A 24462-nucleotide genomic window follows, 5' to 3' on the forward strand; every position below is an offset into this window, starting at 1 on the left:
ATGAAGCTCGCAGTAGTGGGTGGCGGGTCCACCTACACCCCTGAACTGATCGACGGATTCGCCCGGCTGCGGGACACGCTGCCGGTCGAGGAGCTGGTGCTCGTCGACCCGGCGGCCGACCGCCTCGAACTGGTCGGCGGCCTCGCCCGGCGGATCTTCGCCAAGCAGGACCACGCCGGGAAGATCACCACCACCACCGACGTCGACGCGGGCGTCGCCGGCGCCGACGCGGTCCTGCTGCAACTGCGCGTCGGCGGACAGGCCGCGCGCAATCAGGACGAGACCTGGCCACTGGAGTGCGGCTGCGTCGGCCAGGAGACGACCGGCGCCGGCGGCCTCGCCAAGGCCCTGCGCACCGTCCCCGTCGTCCTGGACATCGCCGAGCGGGTCCGCCGCGCCAACCCGGACGCCTGGATCATCGACTTCACCAACCCGGTCGGCATCGTCACCCGCGCCCTGCTCCAGGCCGGGCACAAGGCGGTCGGCCTGTGCAACGTGGCCATCGGCTTCCAGCGGAAGTTCGCCCGGCTGCTGGAGGTGGACCCCTCCCAGGTCCACCTCGACCACGTCGGCCTCAACCACCTGACCTGGGAGACCGGCGTGCGCCTGGGCGGCCCGGACGGCGAGAACGTCCTGCCGAGGCTGCTGGCCGAGCACGGCGACGCCATCGCCGACGACCTGCGCATGTCCCGGCGGATCGTCGACCGGCTCGGCGTCGTCCCCTCCTACTACCTGCGGTACTTCTACGCCCACGACGAGGTCGTCCGGGAGCTGGGCGCCAAGCCGTCCCGCGCCGCCGAGGTCGCGGAGATGGAGAAGGAACTGCTCGCGATGTACGGCGACCCGTCGCTCGACGAGAAGCCCGAGCTGCTCGCCCAGCGCGGCGGCGCGTTCTACTCGGAGGCGGCCGTGGACCTCGCCGCCTCCCTGCTGGGCAGCGGCGGCTCGCCCGTCCAGGTGGTCAACACGTACAACAACGGCACCCTGCCGTTCCTCCCCGACGACGCGGTCATCGAGGTCCAGGCGCGGGTCGGCCACGACGGCGTCGCGCCGCTGGCCGTCCCCGCGCTCGACCCCCTGTACGCGGGGCTGGTCGCCAACGTGACGGCGTACGAGGACCTCGCCCTGGAAGCCGCCCTGCGCGGCGGCCGGGACCGGGTGTTCAAGGCGCTGCTCGCCCACCCGCTGATCGGCCAGTACGACTACGCCGAGGGCCTGACCGACCGGCTCATCGCGCACAACCGGGAGCACCTCGCGTGGGCGTGAACATACCGGTCGTCGCCGTCGACGCGGGCAACAGCAAGACCGACGTGGCGCTGATCGGCGCGGACGGCACGGTCCTGGCGACGGCCCGCGGCGGCGGTTTCCAACCGCCCGTGGTGGGGGTGGAGGCGGCGCTCGACGTCCTGGGGGCCGCTCTGGAGCGGGCGGTCGCGGCGCTGCCGGGTCCGCCCGGCGCCGTCGGGCACGTCTCGGCCTGCCTGGCCAACGCCGACCTGCCGGTCGAGGAGGCCGAGTTGACGGCGGCTTTGGAGGCCCGCGGCTGGGGCTCCTCCGTGGAGGTGCGCAACGACACCTTCGCGATCCTGCGCGCCGGGGTGGACGAGCCTCGGGGCGTGGCGGTGGTGTGCGGGGCCGGGATCAACTGCGTGGGCATGACCCCGGACGGCCGGACCGCGCGCTTCCCCGCGATCGGCCGGATATCCGGCGACTGGGGCGGCGGGGGCGGGCTCGCCGAGGAGGCGCTGTGGTTCGCGGCGCGCGCCGAGGACGGGCGCGGCGAGCCGACCGAGCTGGCCCGCACGCTGCCGGACCACTTCGGCCTCGCCTCGATGTACGCGCTCATCGAGGCGCTGCACCGGGGCGCCGTGGGGTCGTCGCGGCGGCACGAGCTGACGCCGGTGCTGTTCGCCACGGCCGCCGCCGGGGACCCGGTGGCCGCCTCGCTGGTGGAGCGGCTGGCCGAGGAGGTGGCGGTGATGGCGGCGGTCGCCCTGGCCCGTCTCGACCTGCTGGAGGAGGAGGCCCCGGTGCTGCTGGGCGGCAGCGTGCTGGCCGCGCGCCATGCGCAGTTGAACGACCGGATCGGCGAGCTGCTGGCGGCCCGCGCCCCGAAGGCGTCGGTGCGCGTCGTCTCCGAGCCGCCGGTGCTGGGGGCGGCCCTGCTGGGCCTGGACCGCACGGGCGCGGCGCCGGAGGCCCACCGGCGGCTGCGCGCGCAGTACGTCTGAGGCCGACGGACCACGGGAGCCGAGGGGCGCCCCACCGCGTCGACGCGGTGGGGCGCCCCTCGTACGAGTGACACGGGGAACCGACCGGGGGCCCGGATCGTGTATCCGATGGGGAGTCGTGTCGGTCTCGGGAGGGTGCGTGCGCCGGACGGTCCGGCGGACCGGTCGCCCCCGCGGCCGCGTCCGCGCCGACCGGGCACGGGGAGCGGCGCGGTATCCGGGCGTTCCCGGTACGGGCGTCCGTCCCCGCGTCCATACTTCTGGCCGGACACCAGTCCCCCCGGACGGCCGGGGAACGGACCGCCGGCGACCGAGGGGGGGTCGAGTGACCTACGCGCCGAACGGCGGCTCGTCCGCGCCCTCCGGCGTCCCGGCCCGCCGCCGGAGCGCCGCGGGCGCCCGGCGCTGCTCCGGCGCGCGGCCGCTCGGGGCGGGGAGGGCGGTGCGACGGCCGGTCGGCCCGCCCGCCGCCGTGCCGACCGCGCCCCGGCCCGCGCGCTGCCGGCCGTGCCCGCCAGCGCCCCGGACGGCCGCCGCTTCGTCCGGGGCCCGCTTCGTCCGCCCGCCGTGCGCGGAGGGCGCGGGGCCCCGGCGTACGGCGGGAGGCGCGGGGTGAGGGGGCCGGCGCGCGCGGTCGGCGTCGGGGTCGGCCCGGTGCTGCCCGGTGCCCGGTGCGGGGGCGGTGGGCTGCGGGGGGAGGCGGCCGTACCGCGCCCGGTCGGCGGCCGGGCCGACCGGCGCCGCGCCGCCGCGGTGAACGGCCCCCCGGTGCGGGGCGCGTACGGACCGAGCAGACCGAGGCAGGAGATCCCGCCGGGCCGACCGGCCCGGCGGGGAGAGCGGAGAGGTGATCGATGAGCGTCGCGGACCCCTTCCCCGGCTTCGCGGGGAGGCCCGCCGGCCCGGTCATGGACCGGGAGGAGGCGGACCGTGCGCTGGCCCGGCTCGGCGCGGAGCACGAGGCCGTCGAGACCTCGCTCCTCGCCCTCCAGGACCACGCGGGCCGCCGGCTGCTGGAGGGCGCGGAGCTGACCGGCGTCACCCGTGAGCGCTGGGCCGCGGCGGAGCGCTCGATCGCGCTGCTGTGGGGGTGCTTCGACGCCTACGCGAGGGCGCTGTCCGAGGCTCGGGAGATCCGCTCCCGGCGACGCCACCCGAGCCCGGACGACCTCGCCGCGCTGACCGAGCTGCTGCGCGGCGAGGCGGTCACCGTGCCGGGCGCGGGGGCCCCGCCTCCGGCCGCCGGCCCGGCCCGGCTCCCCGAGCGCTTCTCGCTCCGGGAGCTGGTCGCCCGGATGAACGAGCTGTACGCCCGGTCCTTGGACACGGTGGTGGCCGCCGACGCCGTCTGGTCGGCGCTGCCCGCCCGGATCGACCTGCTCGCGGCCGAGCTGCGCCGGACGCGTTCGCTGGCGCACTCCGTGGGGGTGCGGCCCGGTGAGCATCCGGCCGGGGACGACCTGGCGGAGATCACCGAGGAGCTGACCGCCCTGCGGGCGCGGGTGATCTCCGACCCGCTGGCGTTCTGGTCGCCGGGGCCCGGCAGCGCCGCGCCCGGCGGCGGCCGCCCCGACACCTCGCGCTACGACCGGGCCGCCCGCGCCCTGGAGGACGTGCGGCGGGAGATCGAGGCGGTGCTGTCGGTCCGGCAGGACGCCGAAGCGCGCCTGGTGCGGCTGCGGGACGTGCTCTCCCGCGCCGACCGGACCCTCGCGGAGGCGCGGGCGGCGCGCGGCGAGGTGCTGGCCAAGATCGCCGCCTCGGAGGTGCCGCCCGTCAGCGGGCCGCCGACCGCCCTCCAGGAGCGTCTGGCCGCCGCGTCGGACTACCGCAGGCGCGCCCAGTGGCACCGGCTCTCGCCGTTGCTGGAGGCGCTGGAGCGGGAGGCCGAGGACGAACTGCTGCGCGCCCGCGCGTCGTTGACCTCGGTGACGGCTCCGCTGGCGGTCCGCGCGGAGCTGCGCGGGCGGCTCGACGCGTACCGGGCGAAGGCGGCCCGGCACGGCTTGGCGGACGACCCGCTGCTGGTCGAGCGGTACGACGCGGCGCGCCGGATGCTGTGGAGCGCCCCGTGCGACCTGCGCGTCGCCGAACAGGCCGTCCAGCGCTACCGGGACGCGGCGGCGGAGCTGCTGGGACCGCGCGGACCGGGTGAGCCGCGGTGAGCCCGCGCCACCACCGCCCCGGACGCGGGGGCGGCCGCGCGGGCACGGGCGGCGGGGATGCGCGTGGGGCCGCCGCGCACCGCCGACCGGCGCGGGCGGCCGGCCGCGGGCGCGTCGGCGCCCGGTCCGGCCCGGCGCGGGGCGGGAGCCGCCCCGCCGTCCCCGGCGGCCGCGCGGACACGTCTCCTCCGGTCCCCTCGGCCGGTCCGCGGGCCGCGCCGGGGCAGACCGGCCCCGCCCCGGACGCGGTCCACCGCGTGCCGTCACCGGTCGAGGTGCGGGAGACGGCGCTGTACTGGGTACCCTCCGGTAGTCCCGGTGCTCCGACGCCGGGCGGGCCCACCGCCGCGGCCCCGTACGCGCAGGACCCTCTCGGCCGCCGACCGGACGAGCGGGGAGTGCGGTCCGGGCCGGAGCGCTCGTACCGGATGCTCGCCCGACCCGCGCGGCGGGGCGAGGAGAGGACCGAACTGGTGGAGCGGGCCAACCGTTTCCGCCCCCGGACGTGGGTGTGAAGATGTCTCAGAGCCACCAGCAGCCCGCCGTGACCCGATGCCCCGGCTGCGAGGAACCGCTGGAGCCGGGCGACCTGCTCTGCCGAGCCTGCGGCTACGACCTCTCGGTGGTGCCGGCGCGCCCCGACGCCCGGCCCTCGGCGGCCGCCCCCGCGCCCCCCGGCCCGGTGCCGTGGCCCGCGGCCCCGGAGGCCGCCGGCTTCGACGCGCCCGCGCCCGCGCACCGGGCGGAGGACCTGCCCGGCACGGACTCCGCGGGCCGGCCGCTCGCCGGGGCGCAGCCGGTGCGCCACGACGACCGGGCGGCGCCGGGCGGCCCGGAGGCCGACGCCGACGGGGACTACCCGCTCGCGGCCCCCGCCCCCCGTGCGCCGGAGCGCGCCGCCACGCCCCCCGCCGCACCCGGCGGCGGGGCGCGGGCCTGCGCGGCCTGCCGCTCGGGCCGGGTGGGCCCCGGCGGCTCCTGCGAGGAGTGCGGCCACGCCCGGACCCGCGAACGCGACCACGTGGAACGGGAGCTCGACGCGGTGGCGGCCGTCAGCGACCGGGGGCTGCGCCACCACCGCAACGAGGACTCCTTCGCGCTCTCCGCGACCGCGCTGCCGGACGGTTCGCCCGCCGTCGTCGCGATCGTCTGCGACGGCGTCTCCTCCGCGAGCCGGCCCGACGAGGCGTCGGCGGCCGCGGCGAGCGCCGCCAACGAGGCGCTGCTGGAGTCGCTGCCGCGCGGCACGCACCCGCGGCAGGCGATGCGCGAGGCGATCGTCGCCGCGTCCGAGGCGGTCAACGCGCTGGCGCGGGAGCCGGCCGGGGAGGCCGAGCCGGAGGAGCGCCGCCGGCAGAACGCCCCGGCCTGCACCCTGGTCGGCGCGATCACGGCGGGCGGCCTGCTGGTGGTCGGCTGGGTCGGTGACAGCCGGGTCTACTGGGTGCCGCGGGACCGCAGCGGCCCGTCCGCCCGGCTGACCGAGGACGACTCCTGGGCGGCGCAGATGGTGGCGGCCGGCCTGATGGACGAGGCGGAGGCGTACGCCGACGAGCGCGCCCACGCCATCACCGGCTGGCTCGGGGCCGACTCCTACGAACTGGAGCCGCACACCGCCGCGTTCGAGCCGGACGGGCCGGGCGTGGTGGTCGTCTGCACGGACGGCCTGTGGAACTACGCGGAGTCCGCAGAGGAGATGGCCGCCGCCGTGCCGGCCGACGCCGGGGAGCGTCCGCTGCACGGGGCTCGGGTGCTCGTCGGGCACGCGCTGGACGGCGGGGGCCACGACAACGTGACCGTGGCGCTGCTCCCGTTCACCGCGACGGGGGCGGCCTCCGGCACCGGGTGAGCCGCCGTGCCGCCTCCGCTCCGCCCCCGGGCCGCCCCGGTCCGTCCGCCGTGCCACGCCCGTGGGGCGTGTCCGGTGGGCGTCGCGCCGCCGTAGCGAAGGGGGTCGACGCCCCCGAGGGCACGGCGGGTACTGTGCGACGGAAAGCGAGGGTCGCGGAAGCGGTCGGGACAGCACTCGAAACGCGCTCCACCGGGACCGTTCGCGTCACGAAGGAACCGGTGCGGTCACCAGGCCGTCACCGACGACGTCACCACAGGCATTCGCTGAGCAACGAAGCCGCGATCGACAGCACGACGGCCCCCGCGGCCGGAAGAGGAGAGGGGGAAGCGCCGACATGCCGATCTGCCCGAACGGACACGCGTCGGATTCCGAGGACTGGTGCGAGGTCTGCGGACACCGTATGGCCACCGGTGGTGCGCCCGCAGGAGACAGGCCCCCGCCGCCTCCGCCCGCGCCCGGCTACGGCTATCCGCGGGACTCCGACGGCGGCCCGCCCACCGCGCAGGCCGAACTCTGCCCGCAGTGCCGTACGCCGCGTGAGGCGATGGCCTCGTTCTGCGGGGAGTGCCGCTGGAACTTCATCACCAGCACGGCGACCTCGTACACCCCGCTCGCCCCGCGCAACAACCCGAGCGGTCCCGGCGCGGCCGTGCCCGGACTCGACCTGCCGCCCGGCTTCCAGGTACGCCAGGGCCCCGGCGGCCAGGGCGGCGGCCCGTCCGCCCCCGACGGCCCGCCCCGGCCGCGCGATGCGTTCGACCACCAGGGCCCGCCCCAGCCGCGCGACGCATTCGACCACCAGGGTCCGCCCCAGCCGCGTGACGCGTTCGCCCCCCAAGGCCAGCCCCAACCGGGTGACGCGTTCGCCCCCCAAGGCCAGCCCCAACCGCGCGATGCGTTCGACCACCAGGGCCAGCCCCAACCGCGCGATGCCTTCGACCACCAGGGTCAGCGCCCCGCGCAGGCGAACCGTCCCGCCGAGCCGCCCGCCCCCGAGCAGAGCGGCCCGCAGGGCGGCGCCGACCGGGGCGGCCCGCCGCCGCCTCCCGCGTTCCGGCAGGGCCCTCCCCCGCCGCCCTCGTTCTCGCAGGGGCCCCCGCCGCCGCCCTCGTTCCAGCAGGACCCGCCGTCGCCCTTCCGGCAGGACGCCCCGCAGGACCCGCCGCCCTCCCCCCGACGGGAGTTCCAGCAGGACCCGCCGCCGCCCTCCTTCCAGCAGCAGGAGCACCCGCAGCGGCAGTCCGCGCCGCCCGCGTTCGAGCCCCGGCAGTCCTCTCCGTTCCCGCCGTCCGCCCAGCAGTCCTCTCCGTTCCCTCCACCCGCCCAGCAGTCGGCGCCGCTGGCGCCGCCGCGGCGACGCGGCCGCGGTGACGGCGAGGACGACTGGATGCTGCCGCCGCCCGCCCAGGCCCAGCCGCCGCAGCCCCGACTCCCGCAGCCGGACCGGGACCAGCGGCCCGACCGGGACCAGGGACCCGGTGAGGAGTACGGCCAGGAGCAGCGGCACGCCGACGCCCCCGGCGGGGGCGGCCCCCGGCAGCCCGCGTCCTGGACCGCCGTCATCGCGCCGGACCGCGACTACTTCCTCGCGATGATGGAGCGCAGCGGCCCCGAGGCGACCGGGCTGAACCTGCCGGCGTACTCCCCGGAGCAGCGCCTTCCGCTCACCGGGCAGGAGATCACCGTCGGTCGCCGCCGGCACAGCACCGGGGAGTCCCCCGACATCGACCTGTCCGTGCCGCCGGAGGATCCGGGCGTCTCGCACCAGCACGCGGTGCTGGTGCGGCAGCCGGACGGCGGTTGGGCGGTCGTCGACCAGAACTCCACCAACGGCACCACGTTGAACGGCGCGGAGGACCCGATCCAGCCCTTCGTCCCCGTCCCCCTCCAGGACGGCGACCGGGTGCACGTCGGGGCGTGGACGACGATCACGGTCCGCCGGGACTGAGCGGCGCACCCCCCAGGGGCCAGGTGTACGGCCCCCACGGGTCGTCGAGCCAGGCCCACTGCCGGTCCCGGCTTGCCGTGATGCCGTACCTCTCCCGCTGGGGGCGTCCTTCGCGCTCCCAGAGGGAGAGGGCCGCACGCGGGTCGAGGACGCCCGCCGTCAGGGTCAGCAGGAACCGGAAGAGGTCGTTCCCGGCCACCCGGTGCGGCACTCCGCCGAGGTGCGGCAGGGCCGCCGGGAGCGGCAGCGCTCCGCGCAGGGGCACGAAGTACGCGGGGGTGTGCAGGAAGCGCCCCTCGGCGCACGGCCCCCGCGCGGTCGCGCGGACCCGGAGCGCGACCAGCCCCGTGGCGTACGGCGCCAGGACGAGGCCGCCGGGCCGGCACTGCTCCGGCCAGGCCGGCGGTACGGACGGCAGGGCGCAGGTGGCGATGATCCGGTCGAACGAGGCGCGCTCGGGGCAGCCGTGCGCCCCGTCGCCGGTGGCCACCGTCGGGCGGTGTCCCGCCTCGGCGAGCCGGCGGCGGGCCGGCCCCGTGATCTCCGGGTCCAGGTCGACGCTGGTCACGGCCCCGTCGCCGAGCCGGTGGGCGAGCAGCGCCGCGTTGTAGCCGGGGCCGGTGCCGATCTCCAGGACCGTGTGCCCGTCCCGTACGTCGAGGGCTTCCAGCATCAGCGCCATCAGGGACGGCTGGCTGGAGGAGGAGACGACCTCGCCGTCCTCAAGCCGGGTGGCGAGGGCGGTGTCCGCGTACGCCCCGCGCAGCCAGCGCGCCCGCCGCTCGGGGTCGGGGTCCTCCCGCCCGAGGCGTTCGTAGCCCCGGACGCCGCGCACGTAGTAGGAGGGCACGAACAGATGGCGCGGCACCTGAGTGAAGGCGGTGCGCCAGGCGGGGTCGGTGAGCCCGCCCCGTGCGGCCATCTCCCGCACCAGGGCCCGCCGCGCCTCGGCGGCCTCGGCCTCCGTCCCGGAGGCGGGGGGTCCGTTCCGGTCTGCGCCCATGTCTCCACTCTCCTGCGGCGGGGCGCGGGAGGCGAGCGGCGGGCCGGGGGGCGGTCGTAGGTCTCCCGTACTCGGCCGGTGCGTCTGCGACCATGGACGGGTGACAGAGATTCCGCGCACACTTCAGGAGCAGACCTTCTACGAGCAGGTCGGCGGCGAGGCGACGTTCCGGCGCCTGGTCCACCGCTTCTACGAGGGCGTGGCGGGCGACGCGTTGCTGCGGCCGATGTACCCGGAGGAGGATCTGGGTCCGGCCGAGGAGCGGTTCGCCCTGTTCCTGATGCAGTACTGGGGCGGTCCGCGCACCTACAGCGACCACCGCGGCCATCCGCGGCTGCGGATGCGGCACGCCCCGTTCACGGTGGACCGGGCGGCCCATGACGCCTGGCTCGGCCATATGCGGGTCGCGCTGGACGAGCTGGGGCTCGCGCCCGAGCACGAGCGGCAGTTGTGGGACTACCTGACGTACGCCGCCGCCTCGATGGTCAACACCGCCGACTGACCGGTCCCGCCGACGCACGCACGCGAGCGGGCGGTCGCCGATGCCGGGGGCGCGGAGGCGCCGGACGGCGGGTCCGTATCCTGACGCGGGCGACGCGCGTACCGCTGATGCGTCGCGGCCGCCCGTCGCCGTCGGGCGGCGCCCGCGCCGGGTACGGTGCCCGGCCGACGATCGGGGTCCACCAGTGATCAGTGCGGCCGCAGTGGGGGGAGTGGCCCTGATCGAACTGGGCATGGCGCTGACTCCGGGTCCGAACATGATCCATCTCGCTTCCCGTGCGATCACGCAGGGTCGCAGGGCGGGTTGGGTGAGTCTGGGCGGGACGGCCGCGGGGTTCGTGTGCTACCTCCTGGCGGCGGCCGCGGGCCTGTCGGCGTTGTTCGCCGCGGTGCCGCCGGCGTTCACGGCGGTGAAGCTCGCGGGGGCCGCCTATCTGGCCTACCTGGCCTGGGACATGCTCAGGCCCGGCGGCCGCTCGCCCTTCGCCCCGGCCCCGGACCTGCCTCCAATCTCCGACCTCCGCCTGTTCTCCACGGGGCTCCTCACCAACCTGCTCAACCCCAAGATCGCCCTCCTGTACGCCGCCCTCCTGCCCCAGTTCCTGGAACCCCAGGCAGGCCCGGCCTGGGCCCAACTCCTCCAACTCGGCGGCGTCCAGATCCTCGTGGGCGTCACGGTGAACGGACTGGTCATGCTGGGCGCGGCACACGTGTCCGGCTTCCTCGCCGCCCGCCCCCGCGTGATGACCACCCAACGACTCGCATCCGGCACCCTCCTCGGCTACTTCGCCCTGCGCACCGCCCTCTCCCGCACACCCACCCCCACCTGACCCCCACCCCGCGCGGCGGGGAGGCCGGTGCCGCCGGGACCGGCCGGACGCATTCGCGGCGAGGCGCGGGGGCCGCGTCCGGCCGGCATCCGCCCGGCCGCCCCCTGCCGGCCGCCCGCGGGTGCTGGGCGCGGACGGGCACGGGGGGGCGGGGCCCGGAGCCTCCATCCGCCCGGTACGCGGCCGGCCCCATCGCGCGGGACGTCCGCCCCCGAGCCCCGCGTGCGCTGTACGGGTCAGTCGCCGGAGCCGACGACGGCGGTGACGCGGATCTCCACGCGCATGGCCGCGAGGCCGAGGACCGTGACGCCGGTCTCGGTCCAGATCGGCGCGCGGCCGCCGAGGCGGCGGCGGAACTGCTCGGCCATGACCCTGTTGTGGTCGTCGCCGATGACGTCGTCTCCGGGTGCGACCTTGTGGTAGGAGTTGACGTGGATCACGTCCTTCCACGACGCGCCCACCGTGGCCAGCGTGCGCTCCACGTTGTCGAAGGCGCGGACGATCTCGTCCTCCAGCGACTCGGGGACGGCCAGGTCGTCGTCCACCCCCGCCTGGCCGGAGGTCTCGACCCGGTCGCCGACGCGGACGGCCCCGCTGTAGCCGAGGGCCTCGTGCAGTTTCTCGCCGAAACCCGGAGCGATGCCGAAGGTGACGGTGCTCATGGTGCTCCCTCTTCCTGACGCCGGGGGCGCGCTCCCCCGCGAGTTCACGCGTGAAGTGAAACTACCAGGCGATCACTTCACGCGTAAAGTGATGACGTCCGCGCCGGAGGGGCGCGGGACCCACGAGCGTGCGGGAGAGCCATGAACGGCACGGGAGGGCCCATGAGCGGCACGGGCGAACACGAGGACGACGAGGAGCCGCGCTGGCTCGACGAGCGGGAGAAGGAGGCGTGGACCGGGCTGGTCTCCCTCGTCCTGCTGCTGCCCGGCAAGCTGGAGTCGCCGCTGCGGCAGGAGCACGGCCTCAGCCTGTTCGAGTACCTCGTGCTCAGCCACCTCTCCGAGGCCCCGCGGCGCACTCTGCGGATGGGCGAGCTCGCCTTCCTCGCCAGCGGGTCCCTCTCCCGCCTGTCCAACGTCGTCAAACGCTGCGAACAGCGGGGTTGGATCGTCCGGACACCCGACCCGGCCGACGGCCGCTACACCCTCGCCGTACTCACCGAAGCGGGGTTCGGCGTCGTGCGCGAGGCGGCCCCCACCCACCTGCGCGCCGTGCGCGGCATGGTCCTCGACTCCCTCGACGCGACCGACCAGAAGGCCCTCGCCCGTATCGCCGCACGCCTGCGCATCGTCCCCGACGACTTCCGCTGACGGCCGTTCACCCAGCGCTGCCCTTCCTGGACCGTTCCTGATCGACCGGGACTTGTCCACGTCGACATCCGACGTTGCAACACCGCATAACGATCACAATCGCATCAAGGTGCTGCGGTGGGCGGTTACCAGAAACCCCGCGCTCTGACAGCATCACCGGAACGCCGGGGGGCGTGCGGGTGCGGTGCTTTCGGGGCTGTGGGGGAATCAGGTGGCGGGTTTCGTCTTTCTGCGCGTGCGGGCCCACCGGCTCCTCCTCTTCGCCGCCGCCCTCGCCGTCGTGCTGACCACCTCCGTCCTGGCCGCGCTGACCGCGTTCTCCGGCTCGGTCGGGGACGCGTCCCTGCGGCACGCCCTCACCCACCGATCGGCCGCCTCCGCCGCGCTCGTCGTCTCCGCCTCGGTGGACCGCGACCGGCGCGCGGAAGCCGACGAGACCGTCCGCCGGACCGCCCGCGACGCCTTCGACGGGCTGCCCGTGACCGTGGCGAAGCTGGAGAGTTCGGGCTCGTACGCACTGCCGCGCGGGCTCCGGGCCCCCGCCGCCCGGAGCGGCGAGCCGGACCTCACCCGCTTCGCCTCTCTGGACCCGGCCCGCGTACGGATCACCGGGGGCAGGGCGCCCGAGGCCGCGCACCGCTCCGGACCCGTCGAGGTCGCACTGCCGGCCGTCGCCGCCGAGGCGCTGCGGCTGGAGCCCGGCGCGCGGCTCACCCTCACCGACCGGCTGCGCGAGCGGCCCCGGCCCGTCCTGGTCACCGGGGTCTACGAGGCCGCCGACCCGGCGGACCCGTACTGGCAGATGGACCCGCTCGGCGGGCGCGGCGTCCGCAAGGCGGCCTTCACGACCTACGGCCCGCTGCTCACGGACCCCGCCGTCCTCGCCTCCGGCGGCCTCGGCGAGGGGGAGACGTCCTGGCTGGCCACCGCCGACTTCGCCGCGCTGACCACCGACGCCATGCCGGGGCTGCGCCGGGCGTCGGCCAAGGCCCCCGGCGTCCTGGCGGCGGCACCGGTGTTCGCCTCGGGCGTCACCGCGCGGACCGCGCTGCCCCCCGTGCTCGACCGACTCGACCGGGCGCTGCTGGTCTCCCGCTCGACCCTGGCGATCGTCGCGGTGCAGTTGGTGGTGCTGGCGGCGTACACCCTGCTGCTCGTGGCCCGGTTGCTGACCAGCGAGCGCGGCGGCGAGCGGGAACTCCTGCGGGCGCGGGGCGGTTCGCGGGGCCGGATCACCTCGTTCGCGGCGATCGAGGCGCTGCTGCTCGCCGCGCCCGCCGCGCTGGTCGCCCCGCTCCTCGCCGGGCCGCTGACCGGGCTGTTGGCCGACCGCGGCGCGCTGGCCCGGCTCGGGCTCGACGCCGGACCGGGCGCGACCGGCACCGTGTGGCTGGTCTCCGCCGCCGTCGCGCTGGCCTGCGCCCTCGCCGTGGTCGCCCCGTCGCTGACGGCCGGGTCGGACGGGCGCGGGGCCCGCGCCGCGCCCCTGCCCTCGGCGGTCCGGGCGGGCGCGGACCTCGGGCTGCTGCTGGTCGCGGCGGTGGCGTACTGGCAGCTCGAACGGCAGACCGCGAAGACCGGCGGCGGGGCCGTCAGCGGCGACCGGGACGGCGACCTCGGGATCGACCCGCTGCTGGTCGCCGCCCCCGCGCTGGCCCTGCTCGCCGGGACCGTCCTCACGCTGCGGCTGCTGCCGCCCGCCGCGAAGCTCGCCGAACGGCGCGCCGCCCGGGGCCGCGGGCTGCCCGCCGCGCTGGCGGGCTGGCAGTTCGGCCGGCGCCCGCTGCGCGGCGCGGGACCGGTGCTGCTGCTGGTCCTGTCCGTCGCCATGGGCATGTTGGCGATCGGCCAGAGCGCGTCCTGGAACCGTTCGCAGGCCGACCAGGCGGACTTCGGCTCCGGGGCCTCGGTCCGCGTCGTGGGCGGCCCCGGCAACGGCCCGGCGGCGTCCGGGGCGTACGCCGCGCTGGACGGCGTACGGCAGGCCGCCCCGGCCCACCGCACCGACGTGGAGGTCTCCGGCGGGCGCAAGGCCGCCGTCCTCGCCCTGGACACCGCGCACGCGGACGAGGGGATGCTGCTGCGCCCCGACCTCGCCGACGGGCCCCGCCGGGAGGTCTTCGACGCCATAGCGCCGAGGCCCGCCCCGCGCGCGGGGCTCGTCCTCCCGGCGGGCGGCGGCCGGCTGGAGATGGAGCTGCGGATCGCCTCGGTGCCGCCGCGGCGCACCGGGGCCGACGCCCCGGAGCAGGACCCGCCGACGGTCACCGTGCTCCTGGAGGACCGGTACGGGCTCCCGCACCGGATGCTGGCCGGCCCCGTCCCCGTCGACGGCGGCCCGGTGCCCGTGTCGCTCCCGGTGCCGGCGGCGGCGGGCCTCGCGCTGACCGGCTTCGAGGTGGACGCCGCGCCGCCCGCGCGCGACGCGGAGCGGCGCCGGATCTCGGTGGCCGGGGTCCGGGTGGCCACCGCGTCCGGCGGAGCGCGCCCGGTGCCCGCGCCCGCCTCGGTGCGCTGGGACGCCGCCATGACGCTCGGAGCGTTCGGCGAGGGCCGGCCGGGGAAGCCGCCGGTGCGCAACGGCTCCTCGGGGCTGCCGGACTTCACGTACGACACCGGCGCGGACACCGGCGCGTCCTACGCGCTCGCCACCAGCACCCTGCGGATCACCGCCGCCCGCCCCCGCCCCGAGGCCGTGCGGGCGGTGGCGACGGACGCGTACCTGAGGAGCACCGGCGCCGGACTGGGCCGGCAGGTCGACCTCACGCTGGCCGGGAACACGGTCCGGGCGACCCTCGTCAAGGCCGTCCGGCGGCTGCCGACCACGGCCGGGGCGTCCGACCCCTCGGCGGACGGCGGCGCGCTGCTGCTCGACCTCAGGGCCGTCGCCCGGGTCCTGGCCCACCGGCCCACCGCCACGATCGAGGCGACCGAATGGTGGCTGAGCACCGCTCCGGGCGACGCGGCGAAGGCGGCCGCCGCCGTACGGGCCCTGCCCGACATCGACCCCGCGCAGGTCCTGGTCCGCGACGAGGCCGCCCGCGCGTTGGTCGACGACCCGCTGGGCGCGGGCCCGCAGTCCGCGCTCCCGGCCGTCGCGGTGGTCGCCGCCGCGCTCGCCGCGGTCGGCTTCGCCGTCAACGCCGCCGGCTCCCGGCGGGAGCGCTCGGCCGAACTGGGCGTCCTGCGGGCGCTCGGCGCACCGCGCCGGACGCTCGCCCGCATGATCGCCGCCGAGCAGGGCGTGCTCATCGCCGTCGCCCTGCTGATCGGGGCGGCCATCGGCACCGTGCTGACACGGGCCGTCGTCCCGCTCGTCGTGCTGACCGGGCAGGCGGACCGGCCCGTGCCTCCGGTGCTGGTGGAGCTGCCCGCCGGGGAGGTCGCCGCGCTGCTGGCCGGCGTAGCCGCCCTGCCGCTCGTGATCGTCGCGACGCTCGCGCTCCGCCGCGGCGACCCGGCCACATCGCTGCGCCACCAGGGGGACCACTGACATGAGCGACGACGAGCGCGCCTGCGCCCCCTGGGTCCGCACCCGGCTGCGCACCGCGCCCGGCACGGCGGCGGCCCTCGCCGCGCTGGTGCTGGTGACCGCGTTCCTCGCCGCCGCGTTCCCGCGCGCCGTGGACGCGTACGAGACCAAGGGGCTGCGGCACGCCATCGCGACAGCCGACGCCGGACGCAGCGCCGTGGAGGTCTCCCGCCCGCGCCCCGGCCTCGAGCTGCCGCGGAGCGAGCGGGACTCGGCGGTGCGCGCCCCGGCACTGGAACGCGTCGGCGGCCACCTGCTGAAGGCGCTCCCGGCCCCGCTGCGCGCCGACGCCTCCTCCGCCGCGTACGGCGTCAGCACCACGAAGCCGGTCCCCGCGCCCGAGCCCTGGCTGCCGAGGCCCGACGCGCTCATGCCCCAGCTCACCTACGCGGTGCAGACGGGGCTGGAGCAGCACGCCACGCTCAGCGCGGGCGCCTGGCCCGCCACCCCCGACGAGGTCACCTCCGACACGCGTGCGGTGCAGGGCGCGGTCACCGAGGAGACGGCCGCCGAGCTGAAGGTCGGGGTCGGCGCGAGGCTCGCGGTGCCCGCGGCGACCGGGGGGCCCATCACCGTGACGATCACCGGCATCGTGGCCCCACGCGACCCGCGGGAGAGCTACTGGTCGGCCGAGCCGCTGCTGCGCACCCCCTCCCTGGTGCCGGACCCCACGAGCCCCTTCCCCGTCCACTACTGGACCGGCACGGTCCTGCTGGCCGAGAACGCCGGGCCGGTGCTGCTGAGCACGGCCGCCGAACCGGCCCTCCACTGGCGGCTGCCGCCCGACCCCACCCGGCTGACCGGCCCCCACAGCGACCGGCTGGGGGCCGTCGTCGCCTCGCTGGAGAGCGGCCCCGGACTGCTCAGGGTGCGGGAGATCGCCGGGGACACCGCGACGGTCCACACCGGACTCGGGCACATCGTGGCGGCCGACGCGCGGATGCGCGACGCGATCGACCCGGTGATCGCGGTCGCCGCCCTCGGCATCGGCTCCGTCGCCGCCGCCGTCCTGCTGATGACGGGTGCGCTGATCGCGGCCCGCCGCCGCGCCGAACTGGCCCTGCTCCGTGCGCGCGGCGGGTCCCTGCGCGGCATCGGCGGACGGCTGCTCGCCGAGACGGCGGTGACGGTGGCGCCGGCGGCCGGGCTCGGGCTGCTGCTCGCGGTGCTGGCCGTGGAGGGCGGCCGGTGGTGGCCGGGGGCGCTGGCGGCGAGCGGCACCGCCCTGCTGGTCTGCCTCGCCCTCCCCTTGCGCACCGTGCTCCGGCACGCACGGCCCTCCTCGCACGGCGCGCGCGAGGACATGGTGAGCGCCCGGCCCTCCCGCCGGCGCACCGTCGGCGAACTGACGCTCCTGGTGCTCGCGGTCGGCGCGGTGACGGCCCTGCTGCGGCGCGGGACGTCGGCCGAGACCGGCGGCGACCTGCTGGTCAGTGCGGCGCCCGTGCTGGTGGCCCTGATCGCGGCCCTCGCCCTCGTCCGGCTCCACCCGCTGCCCCTGCGGCTCGCCGCGCGCTTCGCGGCCCGCACGCGGGGGGCGATCGGCTTCCTGGCGCTGGCCCGCGCGGGCCGCTCGTCCGCCGGCGGGGCGCTGCCGCTGCTCGCCCTGCTGCTGGCGTTGGCCACCGCGGCGTTCGGCGGGTCGGTGATCGCCGGCATCGGGGACGCCCGCGACGAAGCGGCGCTCGCGGCGGTCGGTGCGGACGCCCGGATCAGCGGCCGGGGGGACCGGGTGACGCTGCCCGACGCCCTGGTCCGTACGGTGCGCGACCTGGACGGCGTGGCGGACGCGGCCCCCGTGCGGGTCGAGTTCAGCGTGAGCCTGCCGGAACCGGCCGCCGGGGCGGGCGGGGGCGGCGCGGACGTGCGGACCGCGGCCCTGGTGGGCGTCGACCCCGCCTCGTACGCCCGGCTGGCGCGCGCCACCGGGCTGCCCGCGTTCCCGGCCGCCCGGCTGCGGGCCGCCGGCCCCGCGCACGCCCCGGCCCCCGGCGCGGAGCCGGACCCCGCACGCGTGGTGCCCGCCATCGCCAGCCCGGCGGTGGCCGCCCGTCTGGGCGGGAAGCCGCAGGCCGTCGAGACGCTGTCCGGGGACTTCCGGGTGCGGGTGGTGGGCGTGACCACGCGGGCGGCCTCCGTCTCCCCGACGGACTTCCTGATCGTCGACTCCGCCGCCCTCGACCACGGGGAGCCCACCACGCTGCTCCTGACCGGCGCCCCGGACCCCGGCGAACTGCGGGCGGCGGCCGCCCGCGGCGGCGGGAGCCCCCTCGTGCGGCTGCGGTCCGAGGAGCGCCGGCGGTACGTGGACACCCCCGTGCAGGCGGGCGCCGAGCGGATCTACCGCGCGGCCGTCGCGGCGGGCGCGGGGTACGCGCTGCTGGCCGTGGTGCTCTCGCTGCTCCAGACCGCGCCGGAGCGCCGGGCGCTGCTGGCGCGGCTGCGGACGATGGGGCTGACCACCGGGCAGGGCAGGCGGTTGCTGGGGTTCGAGGCGATGCCGCAGGCGCTGCTGGCCGCGGTGGGCGGCCTGTTCACCGGCTGGGCGACCATCGCCCTGCTCTCCCCCGGCGTCGATCTGGTCCCGCTCGCGCTCGCGGGCGTCGCCGGGTCGGGCACCGCCCCCGTCCCGCTCCGCACCGACCTCTGGTCGCTGGGGCTCCCGGCCGCCGGGGTCGTCGCGCTCGCCGCCGCCGTCGCGTGCGTCCAGGCGTGGTGGGCGAGCCGCCGCGGATCGATCACCGAACTCAGAGCAGGAGACCCCCGATGACCCCGTCCGCCGAACCCTCCGGAGCCCCCGCGACCGGAGCGACGCTGGCCGAGCTGGAGCGGCGCGCGGCCGCCCGCCGCGACCGCCCCTCGTACGGGCACGACGCGCTGATCGCCTGCGACCGGGTGGTGCGCGTCTTCACCGCGGACGGCGTGGAGGTGCAGGCCCTCCAGGGCCTCGATCTGCTGGTGTCCGAGGGCGAGTTGATGGCCCTGGTCGGGGCGTCGGGCAGCGGCAAGTCGACGCTGATGAACATTCTGGCGGGGTTGGACGTCCCCACGGCCGGATCGGCGCGGGTGGCCGGCTTCGACCTGCTGTCGATGGGCCCCGGAGAACGGCTGCGCTACCGCCGCGAGGTGGTCGGCTTCGTCTGGCAGCAGACCGCCCGGAACCTGCTGCCGTATCTCACCGCGATCCAGAACATCACCCTGCCCATGCAGTTGCGCGGCGGCGTCCGCAAGCGCGAACGGGCCGCCCGCGCCGAGTCGTTGCTCGCCATGCTCTCCATCGCGGACTGCCGCGACCGGCGGCCGGGACAGTTGTCCGGCGGCCAGCAGCAGCGGGTCGCCATCGCGGTGGCGCTCGCCAACTCCCCGTCCGTCCTCCTGGCCGACGAGCCGACCGGTGAGCTGGACTCGGCCACCGGGGAGCAGGTCTTCGCCGCGTTCCGCCGCGCCAACGAGGAGTTGGGCACCTCGATCGTGATCGTCACCCACGACCAGGCGGTGGCGGACGAGGTGCGCCGTACGGTCGCCATCCGCGACGGCCGTACGTCCTCCGAGGTGCTGCGCCGCACGGAGGTGGACGCGGCGACGGGCCGGGAGTCGCAGGTGGTCAGGGAGTACGCGATGCTCGACCGCGCCGGCCGGCTCCAACTGCCCGCGGACCACACGCGGGCGCTGGGCATGGAGCACCGGGTGCTGCTGGAGCTGGAACGGGACCACATCGGCGTCTGGCCGGACGCCCACCGGCCGCCCGAGACCTCCGCCGGACCGTGACGGCGGTCCGGTTCAGCCGCGCTCGACGGTCAGGCCCAGCGCGCCCAGCCCCGCGGCCGGGTCGCGGCGCAGGGCGATCGAGCCGAACGGGGTCCGCAGGCGCAGCCAGCCCCCCGCCGAGAGCAGCGTGACGGGGAAGTCGGGGGCGGCGCGCAGGAAGCCCAGGGACTGGGCGGCGTGCACGGCGCGCAGGGGCAGGTCCGTCGTGCCGAGCGGACGGGACCAGATCTCCCGGCCGATGCGGTCCCGTTCGGCACGGGTGCGCCGGTCCGCGGGCAGGGCCTCGTCGCGGGTGCGGAACTCGGTGACGGCGTCGGCGAGCGCGGAGCGCAGGGCGTCCGGCCGGGGCAGCCCCGCCTGCTCCCGCCACGGGCCCCGAGGGGGCAGGACACCGGTCCAGGGCGGCCCGGTGACCTCGGCGGGCAGTCCGCCGCCGTCGCCCTCCGGGCCGGGGACGTCCAGGGACTCCAGCAGCTCCCCGGCCGACACCGTGACGTCGAGCGTCCGGGGTCCGTCCAGGCGGGCCGTGCGGATGGCCAGGACCTCGAAGGAGGGCGGGCGGCCGAACACGGCCAGCGCGTCGCCGCCGCCCGCCTGCACGCGGACCGCGGCGGCCCGGTCGTAGTGGAGGAGCCGGCCGAGGAAGGCGGCGAGGTCCGCCGCCTCCCCCGCGTCGGCGAACCGCAGCGGCTGCACGGGCACGGTCATGCCGCGGCGGGCTCCTCTGCCAGGTACTCCTGGAGGAAGAGCTTCTCCTCGGCGGAGATCCGCCGGGGCCGCCCGGCCGCCAGGTCGAAGGGGACGACGACCGTGGAGGCCCGTACGTACACCTGGTCGTCGTCCTTGATCTCGTAGGCGATCGTCAGCGACGCGGCGCCGATCCTCGTGACCCAGGACTCGACGGTCACCGGCTCGTGCCGGTGGACCAGCGGACGCACGTAGTCGATCTCGTGCCGGGCCACGACGGACCCGCCCGCGAACGACGGGGAGCCGTCCCCCGGCGCCAGCCGGAACATGAAGTCGATGCGCGCCTCCTCCAGGTAGCGGAGGAAGACCACGTTGTTGACGTGGCCGAAGGCGTCCATGTCCGACCAGCGCAGGGGGCAGCGGTAGAGGTGGCGAGCCAAGACGATCAGCCCCGCGTGAGCTTCTTGTACGTGGCGCGGTGCGGGCGGGCCGCGTCCGCGCCGAGGCGCTCGACCTTGTTCTTCTCGTACGACTCGAAGTTGCCCTCGAACCAGTACCACGACGAGTCGCCCTCGTAGGCGAGGATGTGCGTGGCGACCCGGTCCAGGAACCACCGGTCGTGGGAGATGACCACCGCGGCGCCGGGGAACTCCAGGAGGGCGTTCTCCAGCGACGACAGGGTCTCGACGTCGAGGTCGTTGGTGGGCTCGTCGAGGAGCAGCAGGTTGCCGCCCTCCTTGAGCGTCAGCGCCAGGTTGAGGCGGTTGCGCTCGCCGCCGGAGAGGACGCCGGCCGGCTTCTGCTGGTCGGGGCCCTTGAAGCCGAACGCCGAGACGTAGGCGCGCGAGGGCATCTCGACCTGGCCGACGTTGATGTAGTCCAGCTCGTCCGAGACGACGGCCCAGAGGGTCTTCTTCGGGTCGATGTTGGCGCGGGACTGGTCGACGTAGGAGATCTTGACCGTCTCGCCGACCTTGATCGAGCCGGAGTCCGGCGTCTCCAGGCCCTGGATCATCTTGAACAGCGTGGTCTTGCCCGCGCCGTTCGGACCGATGACGCCGACGATGCCGTTGCGCGGCAGCGTGAACGACAGGTTGTCGATGAGGACCTTGTCGCCGAAGGCCTTGGAGAGGTTCTCCACCTCGACGACGATGGACCCGAGGCGCGGGCCCGGCGGGATCTGGATCTCCTCGAAGTCCAGCTTCCGCATCTTGTCCGCCTCGGCCGCCATCTCCTCGTACCGCGCGAGGCGGGCCTTGGACTTGGTCTGGCGGCCCTTGGCGTTGGAGCGGACCCACTCCAGCTCTTCCTTGAGCCGCTTCTGGCGCTTCTCGTCCTTGCGGCCCTCGACCTTGAGGCGGGTGGCCTTGCGGTCCAGGTACGTGGAGTAGTTGCCCTCGTACGGGATCGCGCGGCCGCGGTCCAGTTCGAGGATCCACTCGGCGACGTTGTTCAGGAAGTACCGGTCGTGGGTGACGGCGACCACGGCGCCCGGGTACTTCGAGAGGTGCTGCTCCAGCCAGTTCACCGACTCGGCGTCGAGGTGGTTGGTGGGCTCGTCGAGGAGGAGCAGGTCCGGGGCCTCGATGAGGAGCTTGCAGAGCGCCACGCGGCGCTTCTCGCCACCGGAGAGGTTGGTGACCGGCCAGTCGCCGGGCGGGCAGCCCAGGGCGTCCATGGCCTGCTCGAGCTGGGCGTCCAGGTCCCACGCGTTGGCGTGGTCCAGGTCCTCCTGGAGCTTGCCCATCTCCTCCATCAGCGCGTCGGAGTAGTCGGTCGCCATCAGCTCGGCGACCTCGTTGAAGCGCTTGAGCTTGCCCATGATCTCGGCGGCTCCGTCCTGGACGTTCTCCAGGACCGTCTTCTCCTCGTCCAGCTTCGGCTCCTGCATGAGGATGCCGACGCTGTACCCCGGCGACAGGAACGCGTCGCCGTTGGACGGCTGCTCCAGGCCCGCCATGATCTTCAGCACCGTGGACTTGCCGGCGCCGTTGGGCCCCACGACACCGATCTTCGCGCCGGGCAGGAAGTTCAAGGTGACGTCATCAAGGATCACCTTGTCGCCGTGCGCCTTGCGCGTCTTGCGCATGGTGTAGATGAACTCAGCCAAGAGAAACCGTCCGGCAGCAATAGAGGTGTGGGCAGATACACCCCATCTTGCCTGACGTCCATCCCCGGAAGGAAACCCGTCCGGGGATGATGCCCCCTACGCCCCTCTCTCGCCCGGCTTCTCCCCTGGGACCGGGGCGGGCCGGGGAGGCCGGCGGGCGGGGGCGGGCCGGGGCTGGGCTCGCGTCGACGCGGCCCGTTCAGTCGGCCGGGGTGTGCGGGGGCCTGCGGCGGAGGAGGACCAGCGTGGCGCCGCCGACGACCAGCAGGCCCACCGCGAGGGTGGTGATCATCGAGGTGACGCTGGAGCCGCCGGTCTCCGCGAGGTCGCCCTCCAGGCCCCCGGTGACCGCCCCTGTCGTGGCCGGGACGGACTGCCGGGCGCTCTGCGCGGTGACGTCGTTGCCGAGGCCCTCGCCGGTCCGGTCGGGCAGGGTGCTGCCCGTGGTGGCGCAGTCCAGCAGCCCGGTGAAGGTCTTCCGGAAGCCGTACGGGCCCGTGATGGTGAAGTCGTACGCCTGGTCCTCGGCGACGGGGACCGCCACCGTGCGGGCGGCCCCGGCGGGGACGGTGTGCTCGGCGCCGGCCAGCTCGAAGGTGAACGGCGCGTCGCCCCGGTTGGCGGCCGTGACGTCCACCCCGCTCCTGGCGCAGTTCTTCCGTGCGGTCACCGCCGGGGCGGGGCCCTTCGCGGCCCAGGTGGCGGTGGCCCGCGCGGTGACGGTGGACTCGCTCGACCCGGCCAGGATCTGCGCCTGGGTGCGGCTCACCCCGGCGAAGACCCGGCCGACCGGGATCGGGGTGGCGCCCTGGACCGCCAGGGCGGCGGAGCCGTCGGCGATGCCCTTGGGCAGGGTGAAGTAGAGGCGGTCGCCGTCGGACGCGGCCGTGACGGGCGCGCCCTTCTCGTCCGTGATCGCGATGCCGCTGGCCGCCGCGTCCACCGGGGGCGACACCGAGACCTGGTCGGCGCCGGTCCGCACGGTCACGGGGCCGAGGCGCTGCCCCGTCCGGCCGGAGACGGCCGTCGGTTCCAGGGTGAGGGAGGCGCGGGGCTCGGCCGTGTCGCGTGCTTCGCGGTGCAGCCAGTCGGCGAGCTTCTCCGCCTGCTTGTCCCTGGCGGTGACGTCGGCCCCGTCCGTATAGCGCCAGATGGCGACCTGGGTGCCGGCGGCGGCGGTCCGCTCGGTCAGCGGGCCCGTCCCGGCGGCCTCGGCGAGGGCGGCGAGGTCGTCGACGCGGGGGTAGGAGTGCTGGAGGATCCAGCGGACGCGGCCCGCGTCCCGGTTGCCGTGCAGCGAGGTCTCGGCCCAGGGGGTCTCCAGGTACCTCGCCTGGACCTGGGTGGGGTTGTGGAGGTCGATGCCGTAGGTCTTGAGCTTGCCGCCGCCGTCCACGGTCATCTCGAACAGCCCGGCGGGCAGCTCCTGGGTCCGGTCAGGCGCGCCGCCCTCGCCCGGAACGCGGAGCACGGCGCTGTCGAACGTCTTCAGCCCGTCGAGGACCGCGGCCGCCCCGCCCTGGTGCCGGCCGGGGTCGTCGGCGGCGGCCGGGCCCGCGCCGGCGAGCGCGGTCGCCGCCGCGACCCCGGAGAGCAGCAGCGCGGCGACCGGGCGGAGGGCGGGTCTCCGACCGCCGCCGCGCCGCCGGGCCGTCCCGTCGTCCCCGCGCCCCGCCGGTCCCGTCCCTCTGCCGCGGACGGGGGCCGCCCCTGTCGTGGCGGACGGTGCGGTGGACGCCGAAGACGCAGAAAACACAGAATTCCCCTCGGGGCGAGGCTGTCGCCCGTGGTGCGCGTGCGGGGGAATGCCTCGCCGGCAGACCCAAGTGACCTATGAGCACTGGGAATCCTAGGGAACGGGCGAAGGACCGTCCCCCGCAGGGCCCTGGGACAACCATTCCGAATCGGAATCGTTATCGCATGACACCGCCCACGACCAGTGCTTTCAGGACACCGACGCCATTTTTTCGGCGTGATCCGGCTGTTTCCGCAGAGGCTCGGCGTCGCCGTCGGTGACGCGTTCCGGACGCGCGGTCAGATCGGGCTCCATTCTGGCCCCGCGCCGGAAGGCGGCCGTCCCCCGACCGAGGTCGTGGCCGACGGTGACGGCCTCGACGTCGACGAACGTCCGCCGCCGGCCGTCCTGTTCCTCCTCGCGCACTTTCAACCGGCCGTGCACGACCAGGGGTTCCCCCACCGCGACCGAGCCGGCCAGATTGGCGGCGAGCGTCCGCCAGGCCCAGACCGTGTAGAAGCTGGTGTACCCGTCGGCCCAGAGCTGTTTCCCCCGGTCCCAGCGCCGGGGCGTCACGGCGAGACGGAATCGCGCCATTCCTCCGGTGGCCGTCTCCCGGAACTCCACCGCCGTGGCGGCGTTTCCCACCAGTGTCACCAGGGTCTCGTTCATTTCCTGTCCCCCATTTCCTCGTCGCGGGGGGGGGGGGGGGGGGGGGGGGGGGGGGGGGGGGGGGGGGGGGGGGGGGGGGGGGGGGGGGGGGGGGGGGGGGGGGGGGGGGGGGGGG

General features: G+C 76.4%; 19 protein-coding genes. 12 read left to right on the forward strand and 7 right to left on the reverse strand.

The features are described from left to right. The 6 genes from ACZ6EJ_RS12330 (at position 1) to ACZ6EJ_RS12355 (ending at position 8196) form a co-directional block, all read left to right on the forward strand. Positions 1-1266 (forward strand): 6-phospho-beta-glucosidase, encoded by a 1266-nt coding sequence (locus ACZ6EJ_RS12330; protein ID WP_469266624.1) that lies wholly within the window; start codon positions 1-3, stop codon positions 1264-1266. Further along, positions 1257-2231, forward strand: a complete 975-nt coding sequence (locus tag ACZ6EJ_RS12335) for an N-acetylglucosamine kinase (RefSeq protein ID WP_469266625.1) — start codon at positions 1257-1259, stop codon at positions 2229-2231. Before ACZ6EJ_RS12330 ends, ACZ6EJ_RS12335 begins: the two co-directional genes overlap by 10 nt. Positions 2232-3085: 854 nt before the next feature. Further along, positions 3086-4396, forward strand: coding sequence for a hypothetical protein (locus tag ACZ6EJ_RS12340; protein WP_469266626.1), 1311 nt, complete (start codon positions 3086-3088; stop codon positions 4394-4396). Between the two features lie 275 nt (positions 4397-4671). Then, complete coding sequence (locus ACZ6EJ_RS12345) at positions 4672-4911, forward strand: tetratricopeptide repeat protein (protein WP_469266654.1); 240 nt, start codon at positions 4672-4674, stop codon at positions 4909-4911. Between the two features lie 2 nt (positions 4912-4913). Beyond that, positions 4914-6245, forward strand: a complete 1332-nt coding sequence (locus ACZ6EJ_RS12350) for a PP2C family serine/threonine-protein phosphatase (RefSeq protein ID WP_469266627.1) — start codon at positions 4914-4916, stop codon at positions 6243-6245. Positions 6246-6582: 337 nt separating this feature from the next. Continuing rightward, positions 6583-8196: an FHA domain-containing protein gene (locus tag ACZ6EJ_RS12355; RefSeq protein WP_469266628.1), complete on the forward strand. Its 1614-nt coding sequence runs from the start codon at positions 6583-6585 to the stop codon at positions 8194-8196. Here the strand turns inward: ACZ6EJ_RS12355 and ACZ6EJ_RS12360 are convergent. Continuing rightward, positions 8177-9199 carry a methyltransferase domain-containing protein gene (locus ACZ6EJ_RS12360; protein ID WP_469266629.1) on the reverse strand — a complete coding sequence of 341 codons (1023 nt, stop codon included), beginning with the start codon at positions 9197-9199 and terminating at the stop codon, positions 8177-8179. The two genes, ACZ6EJ_RS12355 and ACZ6EJ_RS12360, sit on opposite strands and share 20 nt — an antisense overlap. 100 nt (positions 9200-9299) lie before the next feature. Here ACZ6EJ_RS12360 and ACZ6EJ_RS12365 point away from each other — a divergent pair, with 100 nt between their 5' ends. Both ACZ6EJ_RS12365 and ACZ6EJ_RS12370 read left to right on the forward strand, forming a co-directional pair. After that, positions 9300-9701, forward strand: coding sequence for a globin (locus ACZ6EJ_RS12365; protein WP_469266631.1), 402 nt, complete (start codon positions 9300-9302; stop codon positions 9699-9701). A 184-nt stretch (positions 9702-9885) separates the two neighbouring features. Continuing rightward, a complete protein-coding gene (locus tag ACZ6EJ_RS12370) occupies positions 9886-10530 on the forward strand; it encodes a LysE family translocator (protein WP_469266633.1) in 645 nt (214 codons plus the stop codon). A gap of 236 nt (positions 10531-10766) precedes the next feature. On the opposite strand, the gene ACZ6EJ_RS12375 is transcribed toward ACZ6EJ_RS12370, so the two are convergent. Further along, the gene (locus ACZ6EJ_RS12375; protein ID WP_469266635.1) at positions 10767-11192 is read right to left on the reverse strand and encodes a Rid family hydrolase; all 426 of its coding nucleotides are present in this window, start codon (positions 11190-11192) and stop codon (positions 10767-10769) included. Between the two features lie 162 nt (positions 11193-11354). Here ACZ6EJ_RS12375 and ACZ6EJ_RS12380 point away from each other — a divergent pair, with 162 nt between their 5' ends. The 4 genes from ACZ6EJ_RS12380 to ACZ6EJ_RS12395 all read left to right on the forward strand — a co-directional run bounded on the left by ACZ6EJ_RS12380 (position 11355) and on the right by ACZ6EJ_RS12395 (position 19143). Next, positions 11355-11843, forward strand: coding sequence for a MarR family winged helix-turn-helix transcriptional regulator (locus ACZ6EJ_RS12380; RefSeq protein WP_469266636.1), 489 nt, complete (start codon positions 11355-11357; stop codon positions 11841-11843). Between the two features lie 211 nt (positions 11844-12054). Beyond that, positions 12055-15336 carry an FtsX-like permease family protein gene (locus ACZ6EJ_RS12385; RefSeq protein WP_469266638.1) on the forward strand — a complete coding sequence of 1094 codons (3282 nt, stop codon included), beginning with the start codon at positions 12055-12057 and terminating at the stop codon, positions 15334-15336. A 1-nt stretch (position 15337) separates the two neighbouring features. Continuing rightward, a complete protein-coding gene (locus tag ACZ6EJ_RS12390; protein WP_469266640.1) occupies positions 15338-18145 on the forward strand; it encodes an ABC transporter permease in 2808 nt (935 codons plus the stop codon). Next, positions 18142-19143: an ABC transporter ATP-binding protein gene (locus tag ACZ6EJ_RS12395; protein WP_469266641.1), complete on the forward strand. Its 1002-nt coding sequence runs from the start codon at positions 18142-18144 to the stop codon at positions 19141-19143. The genes ACZ6EJ_RS12390 and ACZ6EJ_RS12395 overlap by 4 nt, the downstream gene beginning before the upstream one ends. A 12-nt stretch (positions 19144-19155) precedes the next feature. On the opposite strand, the gene ACZ6EJ_RS12400 is transcribed toward ACZ6EJ_RS12395, so the two are convergent. The 5 genes from ACZ6EJ_RS12400 to ACZ6EJ_RS12420 all read right to left on the reverse strand — a co-directional run bounded on the left by ACZ6EJ_RS12400 (position 19156) and on the right by ACZ6EJ_RS12420 (position 24347). Continuing rightward, positions 19156-19851, reverse strand: a complete 696-nt coding sequence (locus ACZ6EJ_RS12400; RefSeq protein WP_469266642.1) for a DUF8010 domain-containing protein — start codon at positions 19849-19851, stop codon at positions 19156-19158. Then, positions 19848-20270 carry an acyl-CoA thioesterase gene (locus tag ACZ6EJ_RS12405; RefSeq protein ID WP_469266644.1) on the reverse strand — a complete coding sequence of 141 codons (423 nt, stop codon included), beginning with the start codon at positions 20268-20270 and terminating at the stop codon, positions 19848-19850. The genes ACZ6EJ_RS12400 and ACZ6EJ_RS12405 overlap by 4 nt, the downstream gene beginning before the upstream one ends. Positions 20271-20275: 5 nt before the next feature. Then, complete coding sequence (gene ettA / locus ACZ6EJ_RS12410; protein ID WP_469266646.1) at positions 20276-21940, reverse strand: energy-dependent translational throttle protein EttA; 1665 nt, start codon at positions 21938-21940, stop codon at positions 20276-20278. Between the two features lie 199 nt (positions 21941-22139). After that, on the reverse strand, positions 22140-23696 hold the full coding sequence (locus ACZ6EJ_RS12415; protein ID WP_469266648.1) for a TQXA domain-containing protein: 1557 nt from the start codon (positions 23694-23696) through the stop codon (positions 22140-22142). Positions 23697-23885: 189 nt separating this feature from the next. Beyond that, the gene (locus tag ACZ6EJ_RS12420; RefSeq protein WP_469266650.1) at positions 23886-24347 is read right to left on the reverse strand and encodes a single-stranded DNA-binding protein; all 462 of its coding nucleotides are present in this window, start codon (positions 24345-24347) and stop codon (positions 23886-23888) included. Between the last annotated feature and the right edge of the window lie 115 nt (positions 24348-24462).

This window comes from Streptomyces sp. NPDC041970 (assembly GCF_055588985.1).

What these genes read in the sequence shown, in the direction of transcription:
- ACZ6EJ_RS12340 (WP_469266626.1), top strand. Translation starts at nt 3,086, where the DNA reads ATGAGCGTCGCGGACCCCTTCCCCGGCTTCGCGGGGAGGCCCGCCGGC.
- ACZ6EJ_RS12350 (WP_469266627.1), top strand. Translation starts at nt 4,914, where the DNA reads ATGTCTCAGAGCCACCAGCAGCCCGCCGTGACCCGATGCCCCGGCTGC.
- ACZ6EJ_RS12330 (WP_469266624.1), top strand. Translation starts at nt 1, where the DNA reads ATGAAGCTCGCAGTAGTGGGTGGCGGGTCCACCTACACCCCTGAACTG.
- ACZ6EJ_RS12380 (WP_469266636.1), top strand. Translation starts at nt 11,355, where the DNA reads ATGAGCGGCACGGGCGAACACGAGGACGACGAGGAGCCGCGCTGGCTC.
- ACZ6EJ_RS12360 (WP_469266629.1), bottom strand. Translation starts at nt 9,199, where the DNA reads ATGGGCGCAGACCGGAACGGACCCCCCGCCTCCGGGACGGAGGCCGAG.
- ACZ6EJ_RS12375 (WP_469266635.1), bottom strand. Translation starts at nt 11,192, where the DNA reads ATGAGCACCGTCACCTTCGGCATCGCTCCGGGTTTCGGCGAGAAACTG.
- ACZ6EJ_RS12355 (WP_469266628.1), top strand. Translation starts at nt 6,583, where the DNA reads ATGCCGATCTGCCCGAACGGACACGCGTCGGATTCCGAGGACTGGTGC.
- ACZ6EJ_RS12390 (WP_469266640.1), top strand. Translation starts at nt 15,338, where the DNA reads ATGAGCGACGACGAGCGCGCCTGCGCCCCCTGGGTCCGCACCCGGCTG.
- ACZ6EJ_RS12400 (WP_469266642.1), bottom strand. Translation starts at nt 19,851, where the DNA reads ATGACCGTGCCCGTGCAGCCGCTGCGGTTCGCCGACGCGGGGGAGGCG.
- ACZ6EJ_RS12420 (WP_469266650.1), bottom strand. Translation starts at nt 24,347, where the DNA reads ATGAACGAGACCCTGGTGACACTGGTGGGAAACGCCGCCACGGCGGTG.
- ACZ6EJ_RS12395 (WP_469266641.1), top strand. Translation starts at nt 18,142, where the DNA reads ATGACCCCGTCCGCCGAACCCTCCGGAGCCCCCGCGACCGGAGCGACG.